General features: G+C 70.1%; 17 protein-coding genes and 1 pseudogene. 8 read left to right on the top strand and 10 right to left on the bottom strand.

The window, feature by feature from the left end; genetic code table 11:
* Positions 1-3: 3 nt before the first annotated feature.
* The 5 genes from ABZ906_RS12885 to ABZ906_RS12865 form a co-directional block, all read right to left on the bottom strand.
* A complete protein-coding gene (locus ABZ906_RS12885; protein WP_361381150.1) occupies positions 4-1,296 on the bottom strand; it encodes a D-arabinono-1,4-lactone oxidase in 1,293 nt (430 codons plus the stop codon).
* 75 nt (positions 1,297-1,371) lie between these two features.
* Positions 1,372-2,403, bottom strand: coding sequence for a LacI family DNA-binding transcriptional regulator (locus ABZ906_RS12880; protein ID WP_361381147.1), 1,032 nt, complete (start codon positions 2,401-2,403; stop codon positions 1,372-1,374).
* Positions 2,400-3,314 (bottom strand): carbohydrate ABC transporter permease, encoded by a 915-nt coding sequence (locus tag ABZ906_RS12875; RefSeq protein WP_361381144.1) that lies wholly within the window; start codon positions 3,312-3,314, stop codon positions 2,400-2,402. Before ABZ906_RS12875 ends, ABZ906_RS12880 begins: the two co-directional genes overlap by 4 nt.
* On the bottom strand, positions 3,311-4,243 hold the full coding sequence (locus ABZ906_RS12870; protein ID WP_361381463.1) for a sugar ABC transporter permease: 933 nt from the start codon (positions 4,241-4,243) through the stop codon (positions 3,311-3,313). Before ABZ906_RS12870 ends, ABZ906_RS12875 begins: the two co-directional genes overlap by 4 nt.
* A 20-nt stretch (positions 4,244-4,263) precedes the next feature.
* On the bottom strand, positions 4,264-5,583 hold the full coding sequence (locus ABZ906_RS12865; RefSeq protein WP_361381141.1) for an extracellular solute-binding protein: 1,320 nt from the start codon (positions 5,581-5,583) through the stop codon (positions 4,264-4,266).
* Between the two features lie 213 nt (positions 5,584-5,796).
* Here ABZ906_RS12865 and ABZ906_RS12860 point away from each other — a divergent pair, with 213 nt between their 5' ends.
* Positions 5,797-7,818, top strand: a complete 2,022-nt coding sequence (locus ABZ906_RS12860; RefSeq protein ID WP_361381138.1) for a beta-galactosidase — start codon at positions 5,797-5,799, stop codon at positions 7,816-7,818.
* Positions 7,819-7,972: 154 nt separating this feature from the next.
* Complete coding sequence (locus ABZ906_RS12855) at positions 7,973-9,565, top strand: glycosyl hydrolase 53 family protein (RefSeq protein ID WP_361381136.1); 1,593 nt, start codon at positions 7,973-7,975, stop codon at positions 9,563-9,565.
* A gap of 111 nt (positions 9,566-9,676) precedes the next feature.
* On the opposite strand, the pseudogene ABZ906_RS12850 reads toward ABZ906_RS12855, so the two are convergent.
* Both ABZ906_RS12850 and ABZ906_RS12845 read right to left on the bottom strand, forming a co-directional pair.
* Positions 9,677-10,792: pseudogene (locus tag ABZ906_RS12850) on the bottom strand (histidinol-phosphate transaminase); the annotation flags it as partial.
* A gap of 124 nt (positions 10,793-10,916) precedes the next feature.
* Complete coding sequence (locus ABZ906_RS12845) at positions 10,917-12,842, bottom strand: beta-L-arabinofuranosidase domain-containing protein (protein WP_361381460.1); 1,926 nt, start codon at positions 12,840-12,842, stop codon at positions 10,917-10,919.
* A 186-nt stretch (positions 12,843-13,028) separates the two neighbouring features.
* Here ABZ906_RS12845 and ABZ906_RS12840 point away from each other — a divergent pair, with 186 nt between their 5' ends.
* On the top strand, positions 13,029-13,682 hold the full coding sequence (locus ABZ906_RS12840; RefSeq protein WP_361381132.1) for a ThuA domain-containing protein: 654 nt from the start codon (positions 13,029-13,031) through the stop codon (positions 13,680-13,682).
* 46 nt (positions 13,683-13,728) lie between these two features.
* Here the strand turns inward: ABZ906_RS12840 and ABZ906_RS12835 are convergent, their stop codons facing one another.
* Positions 13,729-14,478, bottom strand: a complete 750-nt coding sequence (locus tag ABZ906_RS12835; protein WP_361381129.1) for an SDR family oxidoreductase — start codon at positions 14,476-14,478, stop codon at positions 13,729-13,731.
* Positions 14,479-14,574: 96 nt separating this feature from the next.
* Between ABZ906_RS12835 and ABZ906_RS12830 the strand changes: the two genes are divergently transcribed.
* The gene (locus ABZ906_RS12830) at positions 14,575-15,183 is read left to right on the top strand and encodes a TetR/AcrR family transcriptional regulator (RefSeq protein ID WP_361381125.1); all 609 of its coding nucleotides are present in this window, start codon (positions 14,575-14,577) and stop codon (positions 15,181-15,183) included.
* Between the two features lie 95 nt (positions 15,184-15,278).
* Here ABZ906_RS12830 and ABZ906_RS12825 read toward each other — a convergent pair whose 3' ends face one another.
* Together ABZ906_RS12825 and ABZ906_RS12820 are read right to left on the bottom strand one after the other, a co-directional pair.
* Positions 15,279-15,776 (bottom strand): peptidylprolyl isomerase, encoded by a 498-nt coding sequence (locus tag ABZ906_RS12825; protein WP_361183361.1) that lies wholly within the window; start codon positions 15,774-15,776, stop codon positions 15,279-15,281.
* A gap of 94 nt (positions 15,777-15,870) precedes the next feature.
* On the bottom strand, positions 15,871-18,357 hold the full coding sequence (locus ABZ906_RS12820; RefSeq protein WP_361381122.1) for an alpha-L-arabinofuranosidase C-terminal domain-containing protein: 2,487 nt from the start codon (positions 18,355-18,357) through the stop codon (positions 15,871-15,873).
* 262 nt (positions 18,358-18,619) lie between these two features.
* Here ABZ906_RS12820 and ABZ906_RS12815 point away from each other — a divergent pair, with 262 nt between their 5' ends.
* The 4 genes from ABZ906_RS12815 to ABZ906_RS12800 are packed head-to-tail and all read left to right on the top strand — an operon-like array spanning position 18,620 to position 23,328.
* Positions 18,620-19,975, top strand: coding sequence for an extracellular solute-binding protein (locus ABZ906_RS12815; protein ID WP_361183358.1), 1,356 nt, complete (start codon positions 18,620-18,622; stop codon positions 19,973-19,975).
* The gene (locus ABZ906_RS12810) at positions 19,972-20,919 is read left to right on the top strand and encodes a sugar ABC transporter permease (RefSeq protein ID WP_361183356.1); all 948 of its coding nucleotides are present in this window, start codon (positions 19,972-19,974) and stop codon (positions 20,917-20,919) included. The genes ABZ906_RS12815 and ABZ906_RS12810 overlap by 4 nt, the downstream gene beginning before the upstream one ends.
* Positions 20,916-21,776, top strand: coding sequence for a carbohydrate ABC transporter permease (locus ABZ906_RS12805; RefSeq protein WP_361183354.1), 861 nt, complete (start codon positions 20,916-20,918; stop codon positions 21,774-21,776). Before ABZ906_RS12810 ends, ABZ906_RS12805 begins: the two co-directional genes overlap by 4 nt.
* Before the next feature lie 34 nt (positions 21,777-21,810).
* The gene (locus ABZ906_RS12800) at positions 21,811-23,328 is read left to right on the top strand and encodes an alpha-N-arabinofuranosidase (protein ID WP_361381119.1); all 1,518 of its coding nucleotides are present in this window, start codon (positions 21,811-21,813) and stop codon (positions 23,326-23,328) included.
* Positions 23,329-23,340 lie beyond the last annotated feature (12 nt).

Genomic DNA, 23,340 nt, shown 5'->3' with positions numbered 1-23,340 from the left:
GACTCACCGCAGGAAGGGGCCGAGGAAGGAGCGCACGAACGCGTTGCGGAACTTTCCGCGCGGGTCCAGGCGCTGGGCCAGGGCGGCGAAATCCGCCGCGTGCGGATAGCGGGCACCCAGCTCGGAGGGGTCTGCGCCGAACACCTTGCCCCAGTGCGGCCGGGGCGCGAACGGTGCCAGGCTCTCCTCCACCCGCGCGACCACCGGGAGCACGGCCGCCGCATCCGGCACCCATGTGAAGTGGAACGCCACGCTGTCCCGGCCGTGGGCGGGGCTCAGCCACTGGGTGTCGGCGGCGACGGTGCGCACCTCGCAGACCTGGAGTACGGGCGCCACCTCGGCCCTGAGGGCGTCCAGTGCGTGCAGCGCGGCGAGGGCGTGCTCGCGCGGCAGCAGATACTCCGATTGCAGCTCGGCGCCGCTGCTCGGCGTGAACTCGGCCCGGAAGTGCGGGAGTCGCTCGTGCCACGAGCCCGGCACGCCCAGCTGCTCGGTGCAGTTGACGGCGGGCATGCCGGGGACCGGATGCCGGGGCTCGCTCACCGGCGCCGACCAGGGGAAGCCCACGGCGGCATCACCGCGGTGCTTGAGCCACACCTGGTTGAAGCGCGGCCTGCGCCAGTCCGTGAACAGACTCACGCTGTACGCCGCCGACGTCACCGCGTCGAAGTCGAGCCCGGACAGGGGGAGTTCGCCGAACACGTGCTGGCTCACCGTGTAGAGCGGCTCCAGGTCGAGGGTGAGGGCGAGGACGACGCCGAGGGCGCCGAGGGAGACCACGGCGCCGTCGAAACCGTCGTCGCCGCGGCTCAGTACGCGCGTATCCCCGTCGGCGGTCAACAGCTCCACCGAGCGCACGACCTCCGCGAGGGACTGGTTGTTGTTGCCCGAGCCATGCGTCCCCGTGGCGACCGAACCGGCCACCGAGATGTGCGGAAGGGATGCCATGTTGGGCAGGGCAAGGCCGTACGAGGCGACGTGCCGGGCCAGTTCGGCATACCGCACGCCGCCCGACACTCGTACCGTGCGCGCCTCGGTGTCCACGTCGACGGACGGTTCGAGGGCGGCGAGGGACACCAGGGCGGTGGCCCCTCCTTCGACCGCGCCGCCGTCCACGTCGGCGATCCGGTTGAAGGAGTGGCCGCTGCCGAGTACCCGCACCTGGCGGCTGCCGGCGACAAGGGACCGCAGGGCGGCCTCCGACGCGGGCCGGTGCAGCTCGCGGGCGGAGAAGGTGATGTTCCCCGCCCAGTTGGTGACGGCACCGTCGCGTCCGGTGGCCGGGGCGTCAGTCATGTCCGGGTCCCTCCCTCAGGGCAGCGAGGGCGAAGTCCCCGCCGCCTCGTCCTCGTACGTCAAACCGATCCGCTGTCAGGCCGATCCGCGGATCACGAGCTCCGTCGGCAGAATCACCGCGGCCGGGTCCTCGCCGCCGATCTGGGCGAGAAGCACCCGCACCATCTCGGCGCTGATGCGGTCCCAGGGCTGGCGGACCGTCGTCAGCTCCGGGCGGGCGGTCAGGGCGGCGGGCGAGTCGTCGAAGCCGCCGACCGCGATGTCCTCGGGGACGCGGCGGTCCGCGCGGTCCAGGGCCGCAAGGACGCCCTGCGCCATGAGGTCCGAGGCCACGAACACGGCGTCCAGGTCCGGGGCCCGGTCCAGGAGCAGGGTTGCCGCGGCCTCACCGCCCGCCCGGCTGTAGTCGCCGGACACGATGAGCCGGTCGTCGACCGCGATGCCCTCCTCGGCCAGGACCTCGCGGTAGCCGGCGAGCCGTTCCACGCCGCCGGGGGTGTCGAGCGGCCCGGTCACCGTGCCGATGCGGCGCCGCCCGAGGGACAGGAGATGGCGCACCATGTCGCGGGCCCCGTCCCGGTCGTCCGCGGCGACATAGCTGACCTTGGACGCCTGGCCGATCGGCTTCCCGCACGCCACCAGGGGGACCCCGGCGTCGCGCAGTTCGTCCGCGACCGGATCGCCGGAGTGGCTGGAGACCAGGAGCACTCCGTCGACGTGGCCCGCGGTGATGTAGCGCATGATGCGGCGCCGCTCGTCCGGGGTGCCCGCCAGCATCAGGAGCAGCGGGATGTCGTGCGCGGCGAGCGCCCCCGTGCAGCCCCGCAGCAGCACATTGAAGTTCGGGTCCTCGAAGAAGCGCTCCTGGGGTTCGGTGAGGAGGAAACCCACCGAGTCGGAGCGGCCGGTGATCAGCGAGCGGGCGTGCCGGTTGACGACGTAACCGGTCTTGCGGATGGCCGCGGTTACGGCCTCCTGGGCGGCGGGGCTCACATAATGCCCGCCGTTCAGCACGCGGGACACCGTGCCGCGCGAGACGCCGGCCTCGCGGGCCACGTCGTGGATCGTCGGCGGCCTGCGCCTGCCCCCCGTAGCGTTCATGGTCACGACTTTACGGCTCCGGACAGCAGGTCGAGGCTCCAGAAGCGCTGGATGACCAGGAAGAGGGCGATGAGCGGTACGACGGCCAGGAGCGCGCCGGTGATCACGAGGGTGTAGAGCGCGGGGGTGTTGGAGCCCTGCTCCAGGAGCGTGAACAGACCCAGCGTGATGGGGAACTTCTCGTCGTCGCTGAGCATGATGTAGGGGAGCAGGAAGTTGTTCCACACCGCCACGAACTGGAAGAGGAACACCGTCACCAGGCCGGGCACCATCATCGGCAGCGCGATCCGCGTGAAGATCCGCCACTCGCTCGCCCCGTCCATCCGCCCCGCCTCCACGACATCGCCGGGCACGGCGGCGGAGGCGTAGATCCGGGCGAGGTACACGCCGTAGGGGGAGAGGACGAGGGGCATGAGGACCGAGGCGTACGAGTCCGTGAGATCGGCCTTCGCGAGCAGGAGGTACTGCGGCACGGCCAGGATCACCGGCGGCATCAGGACGCCCGCCATCAGGATGTTGAAGACGCTCTCGCGGCCGCGGAAGCGGTAGACCGCGAGGGCGTAGCCGCTGACCGCGGAGACGGCCGTGGACAGGAGCGCGCCGAGACCTGCGTAGAGGGCGGAGTTGCCCATCCACCGCCAGTAGATGCCGTCGCGGTAGGCGGCCAGGTCCGTGATGTTGTCGGCGAAGCCGCTGCCGGGCCAGAACGTGAACGTGGAGAACAGTTCGCGGCCCGACTTGGTGGAGGCGATCACCACCCAGAGCACGGGCAGCAGGCAGTACAGGGCGCCGAGCACGAGCACGGCGGTCGGCAGGACGGCGATCCGCCGTGGCGGGGGCGGGCCCTGTGCGGTGCCGGGCGTGGTGCCCGCGGCGGGCGCGGCCTTGCGGACGGCGAGCGAGGTCGGCGAGCTCATCGGGTCGCCTCCTTCTTGGTGCGGGAGTTCGCGGCGCGCAGGAAGCCGAAGGACAGGACGAGCGTGACGACCGCGATGATCACGGCGGTGGCCGCCGCCGAGTTGATGTCACCCTTGCCGAAGGCGTCCTGGTAGACCTTCATCAGCGGACTCCAGGTGGTGGAGACGGAGTTGGTGAGCGGCTTGAGGGTGGTGGGCTCGCTGAACACCTGGAGCGTCGCGATGATCGAGAAGAAGAAGGTGAGCACCAGCGAGGGCGCCACCATCGGGATCTTGATCCGCAGCGCGATTTGCAGCTGCGAGCAGCCGTCCAGCTTCGCCGCCTCGTGGACCTCGGCCGGGATGGCCCGCAGCGAGGTGTAGATGACGATCATGTTGAAGCCGGTGCCGCCCCAGACGGCGATGTTGGAGAGCGCGAGATAGAGCGGCCCTCCGTCGAGCAGATCGGGCTGGGGCAGGCCCAGCTTGTCGAGGACGAAGAAGAAGGGGCTGACGTCCTGGAGGTAGAGGAAGCCCCACAGGAGCGCGGCGATGACCCCGGGCACGGCGTACGGCAGGAAGATCGCCAGGCGCGTGAAGGGGGTGAGGCGCACCCGCTCGGTGTCCAGGAGCAGCGCGAAGAGCAGCGCGAGGCCGAGCATCACCGGGATGACGATGGCGCCGTAGCCCAGGACGCGCAGCGCGCCGTGCAGGAGCTCGGAGTCGGCGAGGGCGTCGGTGTAGTTGCCGATGCCGGCCCACACCTCGTGCCGGGCGTCCTTGCCCAGGCCCAGGCCCTCGACCTCGACCTTGTGGAGGCTGAGCCAGAGCGCGTAGCCGATGGGCAGCGCGAAGAAGAGCGCGAAGAGCAGCGTGGCGGGGAGCAGGAAGGCGTACGGGGCGCTCTTGACCCCGTACCCCTTCCTGCGGCGGGGGCGTGCCGGGGTCACGCGGCCGGGGCGTGCACGGGTCACGGCGCGACTCCGAAGCCCTGCTTCTTCAGGTCGGCGACGGTGGTGTCCTGCATGGTCTTGAGGGCGGCGCCGAAGTCGGACTTGTTCTTGGCGGCCGAGCCGAAGGCGTCCCTGAACGTGGTGTACGCGACGTTCACGTTCGGGCCCCAGGCGCCGGGCGCGGCGGTCTTCGCGATCTCGGCGGCCTGCGGGTAGAAGTCCTTCTGGCCGGCGAAGTATGCCGGGGGCTCGGCGAACGCGCCGCTGGTCTGGGCGGCGGTGGCGGCGGGGTAGATGCCGCCTTCCTTCGCCAGCGCGTCCAGGGCCTTGGGGTCGGTGTTCAGCCAGGCGGCGAACTTGGCCGCGGCGCCCTTGTGGTCGCTGTCGGTGGTGACGGCGGTCGATGACCCGCCCCAGCTGCCGGTGGTGTTGTCGCCCTTCGACCACTGCGGCAGGGGGGCCATGGCCCACTTGCCCTTGGTGTCGGGGGCGGCGGTGGTGAGGGTGCCGGGCGCCCAGACGGCGCTCACCCAGGCGAGCTGCTTGCCGGTGTTGAGGGCCTTGTTCCAGGCGGGGGTGTACATCGGCTGGTTGTCGATGGCGCCCTCCTCGACGAGGCCGCCCCAGAAGTCGGCGACCTTGCGCGTGGCGTCGTCGTCGATGCCGACCTTCCACTTCTCGCCCTCGGTGGTCCACCACTTGGCGCCGGCCTGCTGGGCCAGGCCCGCGAAGAGCCCGGAGTCGTTCGCGGAGAACGTGGTGAGGTCCTTGCCGGGGGCCTTCTTCTTCAGCGCGCGTGCGGTCTTCGCGAACTCGTCCCAGGTGGCGGGGACCTTGAGGTCGTACTTCTTGAAGAGGTCGGCGCGGTAGTAGAACATCATCGGCCCCGAATCCTGCGGCACCGCGTACACCGCGTCCGAGCCGAGCGTCGTCTGCTGCCAGACGCCCTCGGGGAACTCGCCCTTCGCCTTGCCCACGTCACCGGATATGTCGGCGAGCGCGTCGTTGCTGACCAGGGTCGGCAGCGCCTGGTACTCGGCCTGGACCAGGTCGGGGGCCTTCTTGGCCTTGTGGGCGGTGAGGATCTTGGTGACGAGGGTGTCGCCGGACGCCTGCTTCTTGACGGTGACCTTGATCTGTTCCTTCTTGCCGGGGCCCTTGTTCCACAGATCGACGACCTTGTCCATGCCGGGCGTCCAGGCCCAGTACGTCAGGGAGGCGGGGCCGGACTCCGCCTGGCTGTCGTCGTCCGACGAGCCGCAGGCGGTGAGGGCGGCGGCGCCGAGGGCGAGGGCGAGCGAAGTGGCGTAGAAGCGGCGGTGCTTCGTGAACGGCATGGATGGTCTCCCCTTACCGGGTGGCTGTGCCGACTGCGTCGAGCGGCCTGCCACGCATCTGTGAGCGTTCACAGTAGAGAAACATCCAGGACACTTGTCAATGGTTGTTGCTGTGCGGTTATGTTGAGATCAGACCCGCGAAAGTGTGTGTGCACGTTCCCAATTGATGTTCCAGACTGTTGCTTTCAACGATCGATGACTCGGGAGAGATCCATGCCGGAGAACACCCCCAGGGGCCTGACCGGGCTCGCCTTCGGTGGGGACTACAACCCCGAGCAGTGGCCGGAAACCGTCTGGCGCGAGGACATGGCGCTGATGCGGGATGCCGGCGTCACGATGGTGAGCGTCGGGATCTTCTCCTGGGCCCTGCTCGAACCGTCCCCCGGCGTCTACGAGTTCGGCTGGCTCGACCGCGTCCTGGACCTCCTGCACGAGAACGGCATCCGCGCCGACCTCGGCACCCCCACGGTTGCGCCGCCCGCCTGGTTCTACCGCGCGCACCCCGACGCCCTGCCCGTCACCGCCGAGGGCGTCCGCTACGAATTCGGCTCACGCGGCGCCATCTGCCACAGCAACAGCGCCTACCGCGAGGCGTCATCGCGCATCACCGAGCAGCTCGCCCGCCGGTACGCCGACCACCCGGCGCTCGCGATGTGGCACGTCCACAACGAGTTCGGGGTGCCGGTCTCCGCCTGCTACTGCCCGTCGTGCGCCGGCCACTTCCGCGACTGGCTCCGGTCCGCGTACGGCAGCGTCGAGGCCGTCAACGAAGCGTGGGGCACGACCTTCTGGGGCCAGCGCTACGGCTCCTTCGAGGAGATCGAGCCGCCGCGCGTCACGCCCACCGTCGGCAACCCGGCCCAGGCCCTGGACTACCGCCGGTTCGCCGACGCGACCCTGCGGGAGAACTTCGTGCGCGAACGCGACATCCTGCACCGCCTGGCCCCCGGCGCCCCCGTCACCACCAACTTCATGACCGCGCTCAGCCAGTGCGACTCCCTGGACTACTGGGCCTGGGGCCGCGAGGTCGACCTCGTCACCAACGACCACTATCTGATCACCGACGGCCGCCGCACCCACGTCAACCTCGCCATGGCCGCCGACCTCACCCGCTCCGTCGCGGGGGGCGCCCCCTGGCTGCTCCTTGAGCACTCCACGTCCGGCGTCAACTGGCAGCCCCGCAACCCCGCGAAGGCGCCGGGACAGATGGCCCGCAACTCCCTCGCTCATGTCGCCCGCGGCTCCGAGGGCGCCATGTTCTTCCAGTGGCGGCAGTCGCGGCGCGGCGCGGAGAAGTTCCACTCGTCGATGCTGCCGCACGCCGGGACGGACTCACGGGTCTGGCGCGAGGTCGTCGAACTGGGCCAGTCCGTAGGGCAGTTGGCGTCACTGAAGGGCACCCGGACCGTCGCCGACGTGGCGGTGCTGTGGGACTGGCACTCCTGGTGGGCGCAGACCCTGCAGTGGCGGCCCAGCGAGGACCACGACGCACGCGAGCGCGCCGACACGTTCTACGAGACCCTCTACGACCGCCACCTCACCGTCGACTTCGCCCACCCCGAGGCCGACCTGTCGGCCTACCCCCTGGTCGTCGTACCCGCCCTGTACCTGGCGACGGAGGCCGCCGCGCGCAACCTCGAGAACTACGTGGCACAGGGCGGCACCCTCTTCGTCTCCTACTTCTCCGGCATCGTCGACGAGCACGACGCCGTGCACCCCGGCCCCTGCCCCGGCGCCCTGCGCGACGTGCTCGGCCTGACCGTCGAGGAGTTCTCGCCGCTGCTCGACGGCCAGACGGTGCGCGTCACGGGCCCGGACGGCGCCGAACTCACCGGCGACGTATGGGCGGAGTTCGTCGTGCCGCGCGGCGCCGAGACCGTCTGGACCTACGCGGACGGCCTGACCGCAGGGCACCCGGCCGTCACCCGGCACCGGCTCGGCGAAGGCACCGCCTGGTACGTCTCCACACGCCTGGCCGCCCGCGACCTCGACACCCTGCTCGCCGCCGCGTGCGCCGACGCGGGCGTCAGCGAGCGGCCCGAACTCCCACGTGACGTCGAGGTGGTGACCCGGCAGGGCGACACCGGAAGCTACGCCTTCGTCATCAACCACTCCGAGTCCGACGCCAAGGTGCCGCTCGACGCCCACGGCACCGAACTCCTCACCGGCGAGCGCGCCGCGGGCCGCCTCGCGGTGCCCGCGGGCGCGGTCCGGGTCGTCCGCCTCGACGGCTGACCCGGCCCCCAGACGCCGGGCGGGTCCGTGGGGGACCCTGCCCGGTCCGGTGGCGTCGCGCCGATCGCTTCGGGCGCGGCGCCACCACCACCCTTCACACCCCTCTCAGCACCCCTCCCACTCCACGTACCGCGAAGTCGAAGGGACATCGACGATGCACGGAAACGGAAGATTCAGATCAGACGGGACACCCAGGCCGGACGGGACGCGCGGCTCACGCGCCACCCGCAGAGCCGTCCTGGCGGCGGCGCTCGGCAGCGCCGCCCTCACGGCCCTGCCCGCTCGGCCGGCGAGCGCCGCTGCCACCCTCGCCAACGGGGGATTCGAGAGCGGCACCACCGGCTGGAACACCTACGGCACCACGGCCGCCTCCTTCGCGGAAGCGGGCGGCCGTACCGGCGGCGGGCGTCTGTCGCACTGGTCGGCGTCGGCGTACAAGGTCGAGACGTACCAGTACCTCACCGGCCTCCCCAACGGCACGTACACGCTCACCGCCTGGATCCGCTCCAGCGGCGGGCAGAAGTCCGCCTACCTGGCCCTCAAGAGCGGCTCCGCCGAGCAGCGCACCGACCTGCCGCCCACCCCGAACGGCCAGTGGCTGCGCCTGGTCACCTCGGTCAGGGTCACCGGCAACGCCTGCACCGTCCGCCTGTACTCCGACGCGAACGCGGGGAACTGGGCGAACTTCGACGACATCACCCTCACCCCGGGATCGACGGGGCTGCCCGTCAAGGGCGCCGACATCTCCTCGCTCAAGAAGAACGAGGACTTCGGCGGCGTCTACCGCACCTCCTCGGGCGCCACGGCGGACGCGCTCGCCGTGCTCGCCTCGGCCGGGATGAACTACGCCCGCCTGCGCGTATGGGTCGACCCGGCCGACGGCTACTGCAACAAGGCGCGTGTCCTCGCGGTCGCCAAGCGCGTCAAGGCGCGGGGCATGAAACTCCTCGTCGACTTCCACTACTCCGACACCTGGACCGACCCCGGCGCCCAGACGATCCCCTCGGCCTGGGCGGGGCACTCCTACGCCCGGATGAAGACCGACGTTTACGACCACACGTACGACGTCCTGAACGCGCTCAAGGCGCAGGGCACCACCGCCGACATGGTGCAGATCGGCAACGAGTTGAACGGCGGCATGCTGTGGCCCACCGGGTCGACGTCGAACTGGGCGCAGCTCGCGGGTCTCCTGACGGCGGGGGCCACGGCGGCGAAGGCCGTCTCGTCGAGCACGCTGGTCGCCCTCCACCTCGCCAACGGCGGTGACAACGCCCTCTATCGCACGTGGTTCGACAACGCGGTCTCCCACAAGGTGCCCTTCGACGTGATCGGCCTGTCCTTCTACGGCTACTGGCACGGGGCCCTCTCCGATCTCCAGGCCAACATGGACGATCTCGTGGCGCGCTACGACAAGCCGCTCTACGTCGCCGAGACGGCCTACCCCTTCCGGCTGGACAGTGACGACGACTGGGAGAACGTCATCGACAAGGCCGACGAACTCGTCGGCGGCTACCCGGCGACGGAGGCGGGCCAGGCGGCGTGGTTCCGCGACGTCCAGAGCGTCGTCGAGGCGGTTCCCGCCCGCCGCGGCCTGGGCGTCTTCTGGTGGGACGCCGTCTGGACCGCCGTCGAGGGCAACGGCTGGGACCCGGCGGACCCCTCGACGGGCAACGCCTGGGAGAACCAGGCGCTCTTCGACTACGACGGCAGGCCGACCGAGGCCATGAGCGGGTTCGCCCACCGGTGACGCGGCCCGCATGACTCAGGCCCGCATGACTCAGGCCCGCATCACCAGCCGGTCCACCGCCGGGTTCCCCGAGCCGTAGGGAACCGGCAGAAGTCCGCCGCCTCCGGTCGCGTACAGCGCCTGTTCGAGTCCGCTCACCAGGTGCTGTACGTCGACCGGCGGGCGGACCACCAGGCGCAGGAAGCGGCTTGAGCTGCCGATCTTGTTGCCGCACTCGCGGACCAGGATGCCGTGTTCCGCGAGGAGCCGATCCCGCAGAACCGCCCCGTCGACGCCGTCGGGCAGCCGCACGTACACGAAGTTGCCCTGCGAGGGATAGCTGGTGAGTCCGGGGAGCCGGCCGAGGTGCCAGATCATCTCCTGGCGGTCGCGGCGCACCTGACGCAGGCTCAGGTCATAGGCGTGGCGGTGCTGCTTCAGCATGAACACCACCGTCTCCGCGAAGGAGTTGAGGTTCCACTTCGGCAGCGCGGCGCGCACTCTGCCGGCCAGGCCCGGATTGGCGACGAGATACCCGAAGCGCACGCCGTGCAGGCCGAAGTTCTTGCCGAGGCTGCGCAGGACGATGACATTGGGCCGCAGGACCGCCTCGTCGGCGACGCTCGACTCCGGCCCCGCGTCGGCGAATTCCAGGAACGACTCGTCGACGACGACCAGATCGAGGTCCTGGAGCGCGTCGAGCAGCGCGAGCACGGAGCGGCGCGGCAGCATGCCCCCGTCCGGGTTGTTGGGGTTGCAGATGACCGCGGTGCGAGAACCCCGCGAGCGGACGAAGTCGACGAAGGCCCCCGGATCGAGCACGAATCCGTCGGACTCCGGGAGCAGGAACATGTCGACGCGCTTGCCGGTCTCCATCGACTGATCGGTCCACCGCCCGAACGTCGGCACGGGCACGGCGAGCGCGTCGCGCACCAGCAAGTGGTCGATCCAGGTGATGAGTTCGGTCGAGCCGTTGCCCATCACGACGGTCTGCGGATTGAGCCCGAGCACGGCACTGAGCTCGGCGGTGATGGTGTCCGCGCCGCTCGGGTAGTACGTGAGGATGTCGCGAAGCCGCCCGCCGAGCTCCTCGTACATCTCGGGAGTGGGGAAGTACGGATTGCACGGGATGCAGAAGTCGACGAGCGGCTGTCCGCCGTCCGCGGCCGCCCTGTTCAGCGCGGAGTACGAAGGGGTGTGCGCGGTGGACGCGCGGAAGAGAGCGGTGACGTTGCCCGCGTCTGCCATGGGAGGCCTCCGGATGGGGGAGGTGGTGTCCCCCGTACATACGTACGCGGGCGCGCGCATGCTCAACCAGGGGGGCGCGAGAGGAGATTGAGCCGGCTTTCGGAGCCCCGGAAGGGGGCACGGGTCAGCTCACCGGGATCCAGACCCGCATGGCCCCGTCCTCCCGGTTCGCCCACGCGTAGTACGGCACCGCCGTCAGACGCGTCTCCCGCCCCTGCGAGCGGAGGCGGCCGACGGCGGTCACGACCGTGATGCCGCCCAGCAGGTCCGGGCGGTTCTCGGCGACGGTGCGCGCGGTCGGCGCGAGCGTCACGTCGTCGAGGCGCAGGCCCGCCTCCTGGTCGACGCTCTCCAGGCAGTACACGAGGGGCCCGCGCTCCACGGCCAGGCAGCCGCGGACCGCGTCCACCCGCGGGTCGGGCTCCCTGAGCCGCACGTCCAGGGCGAGGTCGAGGACGACGCGCTCGCCCGGCAGCCAGCGGCGGCGGATCCGCAGCCAGCCGGGGTCCGTCTCGGTGCGGTCCTGCCGGTCGGGGGCGGTCACCGTGAACTCGGCGCACCAGGAGGGGATGCGCAGCGACAGGGTCCAGTCGCGGTCCGCCGGTGCCGCGTCGACGGTGACCGTGACGCGGCCCTTCCAGGGGTAGTCCGTCTCCACGGTGACCGCCCCGGCGCCCGCCCCGTCCGTCGCGTAGCCGCCCGGCGCGTACTGGTGCAGTTGCAGGCCCTCCGTGTCGCCGCTCGCCACGTAGTGGGGGAGCGAGGCAAGCAGGCGCATCATGTTCGGCGGGCAGCAGGCGCAGCGGAACCAGGGCGTGCGGCGGGCCGTCCCGTCGCCGGGAAGGGGCTCGTGGTCGTCACGGACCTGGAGCGGGTTGACGTACAGCCAGCGGTCGCCGTCGAGGGAGACGCCGGACAGGAAGCCGTTGTAGAGGGTGCGCTCGATCAGGTCGGAGTAGCGGGTCTCGCCGGTGAGCAGCGCCATCCGCCAGGACCACTGCACGGAGGCGATGGCCGCGCAGGTCTCCGCGTACGCCCGGTCGGGCGGCAGCTCGAAGGGTTCCCCGAACGCCTCGCCCTCGTGCCGTGCGCCGACCCCGCCGGTGACATACGTCTTCTCGGCGGTCATGGCGTGCCAGAGCCGCTCCAGGGCTTCGCGCAGCGACGCGTCACCGGTCTCCATGGCCAGGTCGGCGGCCCCGGCCAGGAGGTAGAGCTGCCGCACGGCGTGCCCGGTGACGGTCGGCGCCTCCCGTACGGGCAGGTGGTCCTGCCAGTACGCCGGCCCGGGATCGGGGCGGTCGGCGTTCCCGGCGAGCAGTCCGTGGCCGCGCCGGTGCGTGAAGTGCCCGGCGAGATCGAGGAAGCGCCGCTCCCCGGTCTCGCGGTACAGCTCGACCAGGGCGGTCTCGATCTCCGGATGCCCGCAGATCCCGTCGTCCTTCTCGCCGGGCCCGAAGACGGAGTCGATGTACGTGGCGAACCGTATGGCCACGTCGAGGAGTTCGCGGCGGCCGGTGGTCCGGTGGTGTGCCACGGCCGCCTGGATCAGATGGCCCGCGCAGTACAGCTCGTGGCCCCAGTCGAGTTCGCTCCAGCGGCGTCCGGGGCGGGCGACCTGGTAGTACGTCTGGAGGTAGCCGTCGGGGTCCTGGGCCGCGGAGACGAGCGACACGAGCCGTGCCACGTCCGCGGCGGGACCGTCGTCTCCCGGATCGTCGTCGCCGGAGTCGTCGGCCGGCTTGCCGGAATCGTCGGCCAGCTGCCAGGAGGCGGCTTCGAGCCACTTGTGGACGTCGGAGTCCTGGAACGGGTAGTCGCCGCTGAAAGTGCCCGAACCCTCCGCCGCCGCACGGAGGTTGGCCAGGTTCCCCGCCTGTTCGAGGCGCTCGGGGCCCTGCGGGATGCTCACCGAGGCGTTGATGTGCCGCCGGGCGGCCCAGAAACCGCCGGTGATCCGTGCCGCGGCCGCCGGACGCAGGGCGGTGTGCGCGTGCGCACGCAGGCGGATCGGTCCCGGCGGTGTGGGCGGGGGCGTGAGATCGGGCATGCGTGCCATTCCCTCGGTGCCATGGTGCTGTGCCACGGTCGTTCGATATATGGAACATCGTTCGGCTTACGGCTGCTGCCGCCGACGGTACCTCGGGGTGCCCGGCGCGGGGGAGGGGTCGGCCGCATCCGGGACGTTCACGTCACTGCGGCCGCCGCCCGGCGCGGGCTTCTACGCTCGGATTCCATGAGCCCCCGCCTGCTGATCTACAGCCGAACGACCGCCTACCGGCACGCGTCGATCCCCGCCGGAATCGCCGCCCTGCGCGAGCTCGCCGAAGAAGACGGCTGCCGTGCCGACGCGACCGAGGACCCGGCCGCCTTCGAGCGGGACCTGTCCGGCTACGCGGCGATCGTCTTCCTCTCCACCAGCGGCGACGTCCTCACCCCCGCCGGACGGGCCGCGCTGATGGCGCACCGCTCGGCGGGCGGCGGCTTCCTGGGCGTCCATGCCGCGGCCTGCACCGAGTACGACTGGCCGTACTACGGCGAACTGCTCGGCGCGCGCTTCGCCCGCCACCCCGCCTACCAGCCCGGCCGTCTGACCGTCGAGGACCACGCACACCCCGCCACCCAACACCTCCCCGCCACCTGGGAGTTCACCGACGAGTGGTACGACTTCCGGACCTCGCCGCGCGGCGACGTCCGGGTCCTGGCGTCCGCCGACGAATCCTCGTACGAAGGGGGAGGTATGGGCACCGACCACCCCCTGGTCTGGTGCCACGAACTCGGCGGCGGCCCGGTGTTCTACACGGCCCTCGGCCACGCCGACGAGGCCTACGCGGACCCGGACTTCCGCGCCCACCTCCAGGGAGCCCTGCGCTACGTGACCGGGCGCTAGCCGCCTCCCCGCCCGAGAGGCAGGAAGGCGGCTGTCGCTCTCACCGTCAGATCTGGTTCTCGCCGCCGTCCACATAGACGTTGGCGCCGAGCGTGAAGGTGCTCTGGTCGGAGGCGAGGAACGCCACGACCGCCGCGACCTCCTCGGGGCGGCCCATCCGGCCGAGCGCGGTGTCCGTGGCGAGCTTCGCGTGGACGTCGGTCGCGTTCTCGGCCCCGAACAGATTCGTGATCCCGGGGGTGTCGACCGGGCCCGGCGAGACGGCGTTGACCCGGACGCCGCGACCCTTGAGCTCGTTGGCCCAGGTCCGCGCGAAGGTCCGGACGGCGGCCTTGGACGCCGCGTACAGGCCGAACGCCTCCGCGCCGTTGTCGGCGGCCGTGGAGGCGTTGAGGACCACCGATGCGCCGTCGTTGAGCAGCGGCAGCGCCTTCTGGACGGTGAACAGCGTGCCCCGCACGTTGATGCCGAAGATGTGGTCGAAGTCCTCCTCGGTGATCTTTTCAAGCGGTACCAGCGAGGCGGTCGCCGCGTTCGCGAAGACCACGTCCAGGCCCCGGCCGCGGGCGCGGACCGCGTCGTACAGCCGGTCCAGGTCCGCCGCGTTCGCGATGTCTCCCGCCACCGCGGTCACGCTCGCCGCGCCGATGGTCTCGACGGCCGCGTCCAGTTCTGCCTCGCGCCGGCCGGTGATGAACACGTGCGCCCCCTCCGCCGCGAGGCGCGCGGCGCTCGCCAGGCCGATCCCGGTACCGCCGCCGGTGACGACCGCTGTCTTTCCTTCGAGCTGTCCCATGCGAATGACCTCCACGAAGATATGTATCGATCGGTACTGAACGAGACCGTAACACGGTTCGGGACCGGTCGGTACAGAAGTAGTAGGATGCAGCTCATGGGAACGCAGCGGAAGGCGCCGATCGGTCGGCCGAGGGGATTCGACGCCGAGGAGGCCCTCGAGCGGGCCATGCGTGTGTTCTGGGAGAGGGGCTACGAGGGCGCAGGCCTCACCGACCTGACTCAGGCGATGGGCATCACCCGCACCAGCATGTACGCGGCCTTCGGCAACAAGGAGGCCCTGTTCCGCAAGGCCCTCGAGCGCTATACCGAGGGGCCCGCCTCCTATGTGGCCCGGGCTCTGCGCGAACCGACCGCCCGGCAGGTGGCCGCCGCTTTCCTCGACGGCTGCGTGCGGGTCACCACCCGGCCCGACTGCCCCTCCGGGTGCCTCGGCGTCCAGGGTTCCCTCGCCGCGGGGGACACCGGGCGAGGCGCCCGCGACGCCCTGACCGCTTGGCGCAACGAGGGCGTCGATCACCTGCGCGAGCGGTTCGAGCGAGCCGTCGACGAAGGCGATTTGCCCCCGGACACCGACCCCGGACTCCTCGCCCGCTACCTCATGACCGTGGCCAACGGCATCGCCGTCCAGGCCACGAGCGGCGCCCCGCGTGACGCTCTGCGGCAGGTGGCCGACATGGCCCTGCGGAGCTGGCCGCCCGCCTGACGGGCGCCGCACCCCGGCACCGGATGACGGGGCCGGCGCCCGGCGCGCATGCGTGAGCCCCCGCCTCGATGAGGCGGGGGCTCACGTCAGACGCTTTAGAGCGTGCCCGAGGCGGCGATGGTGACCTCGGCCTTGGTGGCGCCGGACTGCGAGCCGAAGCTCTCGATCTTCTTGACGAGGGCCATGCTCTCCTCGTCCGCGACCTCACCGAACACGACGTGCTTGCCGTCGAGCCAGCTCGTCACGATCGTCGTGATGAAGAACTGCGAGCCGTTCGAGTCGGGGCCCGCGTTGGCCATCGAGAGCAGGCCCGGCTTGGTGTGCTTGAGCTGGAAGTTCTCGTCGGGGAACTTCGCGCCGTAGATGCTCTTGCCGCCGGTGCCGTTGCCGGCGGTGAAGTCGCCGCCCTGGAGCATGAACTCCGGGATGACGCGGTGGAACGACGAGCCCGCGTAACCGAAGCCCTTCTCGCCGGTGGCGAGCGCGCGGAAGTTCTCCACGGTCTTCGGCACGACGTCGTCGAAGAGGTTGAACGTGATGCGGCCCTCGGGCTTGCCGTCGATGGTGATGTCGAAATAAGCCTTGATTGTCATGGTCCTCATCCTGTCATTGCTCTGTCCCCACCTGCCAACCGAACCCCCCTCTAATTCGCTCACAGCCGAGCTGACCAGGCATGATGCCATCCGGTCAGTCGGTCTTGATCCTCATGAACGTGATCGAGTCCGCCGGGAAGGTGTACGAGAAGGACTCGGACACGCCCCTGAACGTCGAGGTCACCGGCTTGACCGGGGTCGCGTCCTTCGTGTTCTCCGCGGCCGGGTCGGCCGCCAGCGTGGTCACCTTCGCGGACCGCCCGACCCGTGCGCCCCGGCCGAGGTCGATCTTGGTGCGCGCCTCGGAGCCCTGCGCGTTGACGACCTTCACGATGAGGTCGCCGGTGGCCTTGTCCCGGGTGACGACCTGGCGGAACGGCTCGGCGGGCTTGTCGTCCGTGAAGGAACCCCACTTCTCGCCGTCGAGGAAGAGCGTGACCTGGCGGCCGCGCACCTCCACGCGCAGGTCGTAGGTGCGGCCCGTCTCGATGGCCGTCGTGTCCTGGACCATGGTCTGCTTCGCGCCGTCGACGCTCTTCTCGACGGCCGACTGCGTGTTGTTCCAGCCGCCCAGGTTCCACCAGTAGTGGTTGCCGGAGTCCTTGACGCCGAAGGCGACCAGGAAGCCCTCCTTGCCGGACTTCTTGGTGGCCTTCACGTTCAGGTCGTAGTTCTGCCAGCCCGTGTCGCCCGCCGTGACCAGGGTGTTCTCGGCCGCCTCGTCGGACTGGACGTACGCCCCGTCCTCGACGGCCCAGGTGCCCTTGTCCGCCGCCCTGCTCCACCGGCCGTCACCGGCGGAGAAGTCGTCGGTGAACAGCGTCCTGCCGTCCTCGCCGGTGACCTTCACGTCGTCGTACGCGGCGCTGGTCGCCCAGGTGGACAGGCCGACGGCGCCGGTGATGGGGCCGGACGTGGCGGGGGTGCCGGATGCCGTGGAGGGCACGACCTCGTCGCCGACGTTGCGCATGAAGAGCTTCTGCGTCTCGTAGTTGGCCGAGCCCCATGACTGGTCGTTGTCGTACCAGATCATGTTCGGCTTCCACTGCACGTAGTCCTCGTTGGCGAGCAGCGGGGCGTACGAGGCGAGCTTGACGACGTCCGCGTTGCGTTCGAGGCCGGTCATGAAGGCCGCTTCTGACAGGGCGTTGGAGAACGTGTTGCCCTGCGACGCGTACTCGCCGAGGAAGACCTCGGGGCCCTCGCGGTCGTAGGAGTCGTAGCGGTCGTTGTTCTCCAGGAACCACTGCGGGCTGTTGTAGTAGTGCTCGTCGACCATGTCGACGTCCGCGTCGCGGTTGAGCTGCCAGGCCTTGTCGAAGGTCGAACCGCTGTCGTCGGGGCCGGAGTTGGAGATGACGGTGATGTCCGGGTACTTCGCCTCGATGGCCGCGCGGAACTCCTTGAAGCGGGCGAAGAACTCCTCGGGGAGGTTCTCCTCGTTGCCGACCTCCAGGTGCGTGAGGCGGAAGGGCTTGGGGTGGCCCATCGCCGCCCGCTTCTTGCCCCACTCGCTGGTCGCGGGGCCGTTGGCGAACTCGATGAGGTCCAGGGTGTCCTGGATGTGCCGCTTCAGCAGGGCGGGGTCGTCGGTGGCCTTGTTCTGGCCGCAGCCGGTCACCAGGGCGGGCACGACGGGCAGCGGCATGGCGCCGGTGTCCTCGGCGAACTGGAAGTACTCGTAGTAGCCGAGTCCGTAACTCTGGTTGTATCCCCAGAAGTTGGCGTTGGTGGCGCGCTGCTCGACGGGGCCGATGGTGTCCTTCCACTGGTAGGAGCGCTTGCGCTGCCAGCCGGACTTCTCGTCGTACGCCTCGTGGGAGCCGGTGTTGACCAGACAGCCGCCGGGGAAGCGCAGGAAGCCGGGGTCCAGGTCGGCGATCTTCTGGGCGAGGTCCTTGCGCAGGCCGTTCTCGCGGCCCTTGAAGGTGTCGCGGGGGAAGAGGGAGATCTCGTCGAGCGAGACGGGGGCGGTGTCCGACGCGACCGTGAGCCGCCCGGTGGCGGAGGTGCGTGACGCGGTGAACGTGGTCTCGTACTTCGCCCAGCCGCCGCGTGCGGTGACGCGGCGGGCCGGGGCGAGGTCACCCGAGGCGTCGCGCAGGCCGATGGTCAGCGGCGCCTTCCGCGCACCGCCGGTGCGGGCCCAGACCGAGAAGTCGTAACGCTTGCCCTTGGTGACCGCGAGACCGGTGTTGTAGCCGGTGTTGGTGACGGACGAACTTCCGCCCAGCGCCAGGTAGTTGCGGTTGCGGGCGTTGAGGCGGCCGTCGTCGTCGACCACCTCGGCGGATCCCGACGTGTCCCACGACGTCAGCGGCTTGTAGGCGGCGTTGTCCGCGGTGCTGTACTCGAACGAGCGGTTCTGGACGAGTTCGGCGTAGAGCCCGCCGTCCGCCGCGCGGTTGATGTCCTCGTAGAAGACGCCGTACATCGAGTCGTCGATCTTCGCGCCGGTGCGGGTCGGGTCGACGTCGATGGTGTAGTCGGTGGGTTCGGCCGCGGCGGTGGGTCCCGCGGCGAGCGTTCCGGCGAGCAGGGCTCCCAGGGTCAGCCCGAGTCTCCATCGTCTGCGTGCCATGCGTACCCCAGTCCTGTGCGGTATATCGAACGGTGATCAGTGGGTCGAACGGCAACTTAGGTAGCCGGGAGCGGCGCGTCAACGGCTTGCGCAGGAAGTGGCCGAGGCGATCGCCGGGGTTCGTGATGTCGAACAACTCCCATGAAATTCCTGGGACTTCGCCGCCGACTCTGTCCGAACCGTTGACGCGCCCCGTCTCCGACCTTACGGTCCGTTCGAAGTTGCGAGCAGCATTCGAAATATCGAACAGAAGTGAGCCGCAATGCCACCACCCCTGCCGAGCCGACGAGGTGTTCTCGGCTCCGTCGGAGCGCTCGCCGTCGCGGGCAGCTTCGGACTCGCCGCCGCGAATCGCAGCGCGTCGGCGCTCGCGTCGGACGCGGACGTACGGGTCCGCTACTGGAATCTGTTCTCCGGCGGCGACGGCGCCAACATGATCGCGATGCTTGACGCCTTCCGCGCCGCGAACCCCCGCGTCGACGTCAAGGACTCGACCCTCCAGTGGGGCAACCCGTACTACACCAAGCTCGCCATGGCGGCGTCCGGCAACCGCGCGCCCGACCTCGCGGTGATGCACATGGGCCGGATCCCCGGCTTCGCGCCCGGCCGGCTGCTCGACCCCTGGGACGTGCGGCTGCTCGCCCGGTACGGCGTGCGCGAGGCCGACTTCGACCCGGTGCTGTGGAAGCGCGCCGTGGTCGACGGCAAGCTGTACGGCGTCCCCCTCGACATCCACGCCCAGCTCTGTTTCTACCGCAAGGACGTGTGCGAACAGGCGGGACTGCTCGGCGCGGACGGCGACCTGGCGGAGGTCACCTCGCCCGAGGACTGGTTCAAGGCGCTCAAGGCCGCCAAGAAGGCGGTCAAGTCAGGGGCCGCCCACACCATCGGCATCAAGGCCGACGAACCGAACTTCTCCTGGTGGTTCTTCCTGTCCTTCTACACCCAGCTCGGCGGCACCTGCCTCAGCGCCGACGGCCGGGACGTCACCCTCGACACCGACAAGGCCACCGAGGTCCTTGAGTTCCTGCGCCGGCACCTGACCGACGGCTACTCCACCGCGATCGGCATCGCCGACGGCGAGGCCTTCGTCAACGGCTCCGCCTTCACCTGGGAAGGCAACTGGTCGGTGCCGGTCTTCAGCGGCGCGAAGCTCAAGTACGGCGCGACCCCGCTGCCGGCCGTCTTCGGCAAGCCCGCCACCCACACCGAGTCGCACTGCTTCGTCCTGCCGCACCAGTCGCAGCGCGGCGGCGCCACCAACGAGGGCGCGCACCAACTGGCCGCGTACGTCGTCAAGAACGCCACCGCCTGGGCGCGCGGCGGCCACATCCCCGCCTATCTGCCGACGCTCGACGACAAGAAGTACCTCTCGCTCGAACCGCAGTCGGAGTACGTCTCGGCGATGGACCACATGGCGGTCGAGCCGCCCGCCTGGTTCGCGGGATCCACCGGACTCCTGGCCCAGCGCATCGGCCCCGTCATCGCCTCCTCCAACGTCGGCTCCGCCAAGCCCGATGCCACGGCCCGCCGCATGAAGGACGTACTCGAAAAGCTGGTCGCCATGAAGAACCCGATGGAAGGCAGATCCGCCACCGAGGGAGGGTCCGCCGCGTGAGCGCACTCGACACCGCGGTCGCCCCGGCCGCCGTACGCCACGCCCCGGCGACGGACGTCGATTCACCCCGGGCGCGATTGACCCGCCGCCTCCAGCACGGCGGCTGGTTCGTCGCCCCGTTCCTGGTCCTGTTCGCGCTGTTCGTGCTGCTGCCGATCGGCCGCGGCCTGTGGCTGAGCTTCACCGACGCCAACATCTCCGGCACCGGCGAGCGCTTCGTGGGCCTGGACAACTACCGCGAGGCCTTCGACAACCCGCTCATGTGGGACGCCCTCGGCCACAGCGCGTACTTCACGCTGCTCGTGGTGCCCTGCATCGTCGTCCTCGCGTTCCTCCTCGCGATGCTCGCCCACCACATCGAGCGCGCGAAATGGCTCTGGCGGCTCTGCTTCTTCGCCCCGTTCCTGCTGCCGTCGACGGTCGCGGGCAATCTGTGGCAGTGGCTGTTCAACCCGGCCACCGGCATGATCAACCATGTCTTCGGCCTCGACACGCCCTGGCTGACCCAGAAGTCCACGGCCCTGCTCGCCGTCGTGATCACCACCCTGTGGTGGACGGTCGGCTTCAGCTTCCTGCTCTTCCTCGCGGCGCTGCAGAACATCCCGCAGCATCTGTACGAGGCCGCCGCGCTCGACGGCGCGAACGCCTGGCACCGTCTCGTGCACATCACCCTGCCGATGCTGCGCAACATCACCGGCCTCGTGATCACCCTCCAGATCCTCGCCTCGCTCCAGGTCTTCGACCAGGCCGTGGTGATGCAGGACTTCGGCCCGGGACCGGAGGAAAGCACCCGGACCTTCGTGCAGTACACCCTCGAAGAGGGCTTCACCGCCTACCGCGTGGGCTACGCCTCCGCGATCTCCATCATCTTCTTCGTGCTCATCGCGGCCGTCGCCCTCGGCCGGATGTGGCTCCTGCGCAAGCGTGAGGAGGGCGCCCGATGAGCGCCGCCGTCGACGTACCCCAGAATCGCAAGAAGAAGTGGACCCCGAGCCAGATCGTGCTCACCGCGCTCGGTGCCGTCGTCTCCGCGCTCTGGATGACGCCGCTCCTGTGGGCCCTGTTCACGTCCCTGAAGTCGGAGACCGAGGCCGTCGAGGTGCCCACCCACTGGGTGCCCGAAGAGTGGACCGGCCAGGCGTGGAAGGCGCTCTTCGAGACCGGCAACATCACCAACTGGTTCGTGAACTCCTTCGTCGTCTCGGTCTGCGTCACCTTCATCGTGGTGCTCGTCAGCGCCCTCGCGGGCTACGGCTTCGCGCGCACCGAGTTCCGGGGCAAGAACGCGCTGCTCGGCCTGGTGATGGCCGGTCTGATGGTGTCGCCCGCCGTGCTCGGCGTCCCGCTCTTCACGACCGTCCAGTCCATGGGGATGGTCGACACCTACTGGGGCATGATCCTGCCGCAGTGCGCGCCCGCCGCGATGGTCTACATCCTCTACAAGTTCTTCCAGTCGATCCCGCACGAACTGGAGGAGGCCGCCCACATCGACGGCGCCGGACGCTGGCGGGTCTTCTTCACCATCGTCCTGCCGCTCTCCAGGCCCTCGCTCTCGGCCGTCGGGATCTTCACGTTCATCGCGTCCTGGAACAACTTCCTGTGGCCCTACATGGTGACCAACAACCCCGACCTGATGACCATGCCGAACGGCATCGCGACCGTCATGAACTCCTACGGCATCCAGTGGGCGCAGCTCATGGCGGGCGGCCTGATGGCGGGCCTGCCCCTCGTCGTCGTCTTCGTCTTCTTCCAGCGGCAGATCATCAGCGGCGTGGCCCACACGGGCCTGGCCGGCCAGTAGCACCCCGCCCGGACGCTCTGTCGAAAGGCTCTCCATGGCTCCCCGCTCCGCCCGCTTCACGCTCGATCCCGCCTTCGCCGTCGGCGATGTCGACCCCAGGCTCTTCGGCTCCTTCGTCGAGCACCTGGGCCGGTGCGTGTATACCGGCATCTATGAACCGGGCCACCCCTCGGCCGACGAGGCGGGGCTGCGCACCGACGTGCTCGGCCTGATCCGCGAACTCGGCGTGACGGCCGTGCGCTACCCCGGAGGCAACTTCGTCTCGGGCTACAAATGGGAGGACTCCGTCGGGCCCGCCGAGGAGCGTCCGCGCCGCCTGGACCCGGCCTGGCACTCCACGGAGACCAACCGCTTCGGGCTCTCCGAGTACATCGCCTTCCTGCGCAAGATCGGCCCGCAGGCCGAACCGATGATGGCGGTGAACCTCGGCACACGCGGCGTCGAAGAGGCCCTGGACCTCCAGGAGTACGCCAACCACCCCTCCGGCACCGCATGGTCGGACTTGCGCGTGGCACACGGCGACAAAAGCCCCTTCGGCATCCGCCTGTGGTGCCTGGGCAACGAGATGGACGGGCCGTGGCAGACCGGCCACAAGACCGCCGAGGAGTACGGGCGCCTCGCGGCGGAGACCGCCCGCGCGATGCGCCAGATCGACCCGGGCGTGGAGCTCGTCGCCTGCGGCAGCTCGGGCCAGGCCATGGAGACCTTCGCCGCGTGGGAGGCCACGGTCCTGACCGAGACCTACGACCTCGTCGACCACATCTCCCTGCACGCCTACTACGAAGAGACCGACGGCGACCGGGACTCCTTCCTCGCCTCCGCCGTCGACATGGAATCCTTCATCGAGAACGTCGTCGCCACCTGCGACCACGTGGGCGCCCGCCTGAAGTCCAAGAAGAAGATCAACCTGTCCTTCGACGAGTGGAACGTCTGGTACCAGTCCCGGCCGCACCCCGAGGTCGAGGAGAGCCTGCGCGACTGGCCCGAGGCGCCACGGCTCCTGGAGGACAACTACACCGTCACGGACGCGGTCGTCGTCGGCTCGCTCCTGATCGCGCTGCTGCGGCACGCGGACCGGGTGGCCGTCGCCTGCCTGGCGCAGCTGGTCAACGTGATCGCGCCGATCCTGACCGAGCCGGGCGGCCCCGCCTGGCGGCAGACGTCCTTCTTCCCCTTCGCGCAGGCCTCGCGGTACGGCCGCGGTCAGGTCCTCGACGTACGCGTGGACTCACCCGCGCACGCGACGCGGAAGTTCGGCGAGGTGCCCCTGCTGCACGCGACAGCCGTCCGCGCCGACGACGGCACCGTCACCGTCTTCGCCGTCAACCGCAGCCAGAGCGAGGATCTCTCGCTCGAAGTCGCGCTCCAAGAGATGGAGTTGACCGAGGTCATCGAACACAGCGCGCTGTCCGACGCGGACCCGGACGCCCGCAACACCCTCGCGGAACCGGAGCGCGTCACCCCGCACGGCGTGAGCGGCACGGCACTCCAGGACGGCACGTTGAGTGCCGTCCTGGAGCCGCTGTCATGGAACGTGATCCGGCTGGGCTGAGTCCCTGCCGCC

The organism is Streptomyces sp. NPDC046925, assembly GCF_040644915.1.
Classification (GTDB): Bacteria; Actinomycetota; Actinomycetes; order Streptomycetales; family Streptomycetaceae; genus Streptomyces.
The sequence above is the reverse complement of the archived record's forward strand: the minus strand, read 5'-3'. Positions and strand labels throughout refer to the sequence as shown.

What these genes read in the sequence shown, in the direction of transcription:
- ABZ906_RS12820 (WP_361381122.1), bottom strand. Translation starts at nt 18,357, where the DNA reads ATGGCACGCAGACGATGGAGACTCGGGCTGACCCTGGGAGCCCTGCTC.
- ABZ906_RS12865 (WP_361381141.1), bottom strand. Translation starts at nt 5,583, where the DNA reads ATGCCGTTCACGAAGCACCGCCGCTTCTACGCCACTTCGCTCGCCCTC.
- ABZ906_RS12885 (WP_361381150.1), bottom strand. Translation starts at nt 1,296, where the DNA reads ATGACTGACGCCCCGGCCACCGGACGCGACGGTGCCGTCACCAACTGG.
- ABZ906_RS12815 (WP_361183358.1), top strand. Translation starts at nt 18,620, where the DNA reads ATGCCACCACCCCTGCCGAGCCGACGAGGTGTTCTCGGCTCCGTCGGA.
- ABZ906_RS12855 (WP_361381136.1), top strand. Translation starts at nt 7,973, where the DNA reads ATGCACGGAAACGGAAGATTCAGATCAGACGGGACACCCAGGCCGGAC.
- ABZ906_RS12875 (WP_361381144.1), bottom strand. Translation starts at nt 3,314, where the DNA reads ATGAGCTCGCCGACCTCGCTCGCCGTCCGCAAGGCCGCGCCCGCCGCG.
- ABZ906_RS12860 (WP_361381138.1), top strand. Translation starts at nt 5,797, where the DNA reads ATGCCGGAGAACACCCCCAGGGGCCTGACCGGGCTCGCCTTCGGTGGG.
- ABZ906_RS12840 (WP_361381132.1), top strand. Translation starts at nt 13,029, where the DNA reads ATGAGCCCCCGCCTGCTGATCTACAGCCGAACGACCGCCTACCGGCAC.
- ABZ906_RS12830 (WP_361381125.1), top strand. Translation starts at nt 14,575, where the DNA reads ATGGGAACGCAGCGGAAGGCGCCGATCGGTCGGCCGAGGGGATTCGAC.
- ABZ906_RS12835 (WP_361381129.1), bottom strand. Translation starts at nt 14,478, where the DNA reads ATGGGACAGCTCGAAGGAAAGACAGCGGTCGTCACCGGCGGCGGTACC.
- ABZ906_RS12800 (WP_361381119.1), top strand. Translation starts at nt 21,811, where the DNA reads ATGGCTCCCCGCTCCGCCCGCTTCACGCTCGATCCCGCCTTCGCCGTC.
- ABZ906_RS12825 (WP_361183361.1), bottom strand. Translation starts at nt 15,776, where the DNA reads ATGACAATCAAGGCTTATTTCGACATCACCATCGACGGCAAGCCCGAG.
- ABZ906_RS12805 (WP_361183354.1), top strand. Translation starts at nt 20,916, where the DNA reads ATGAGCGCCGCCGTCGACGTACCCCAGAATCGCAAGAAGAAGTGGACC.
- ABZ906_RS12845 (WP_361381460.1), bottom strand. Translation starts at nt 12,842, where the DNA reads ATGCCCGATCTCACGCCCCCGCCCACACCGCCGGGACCGATCCGCCTG.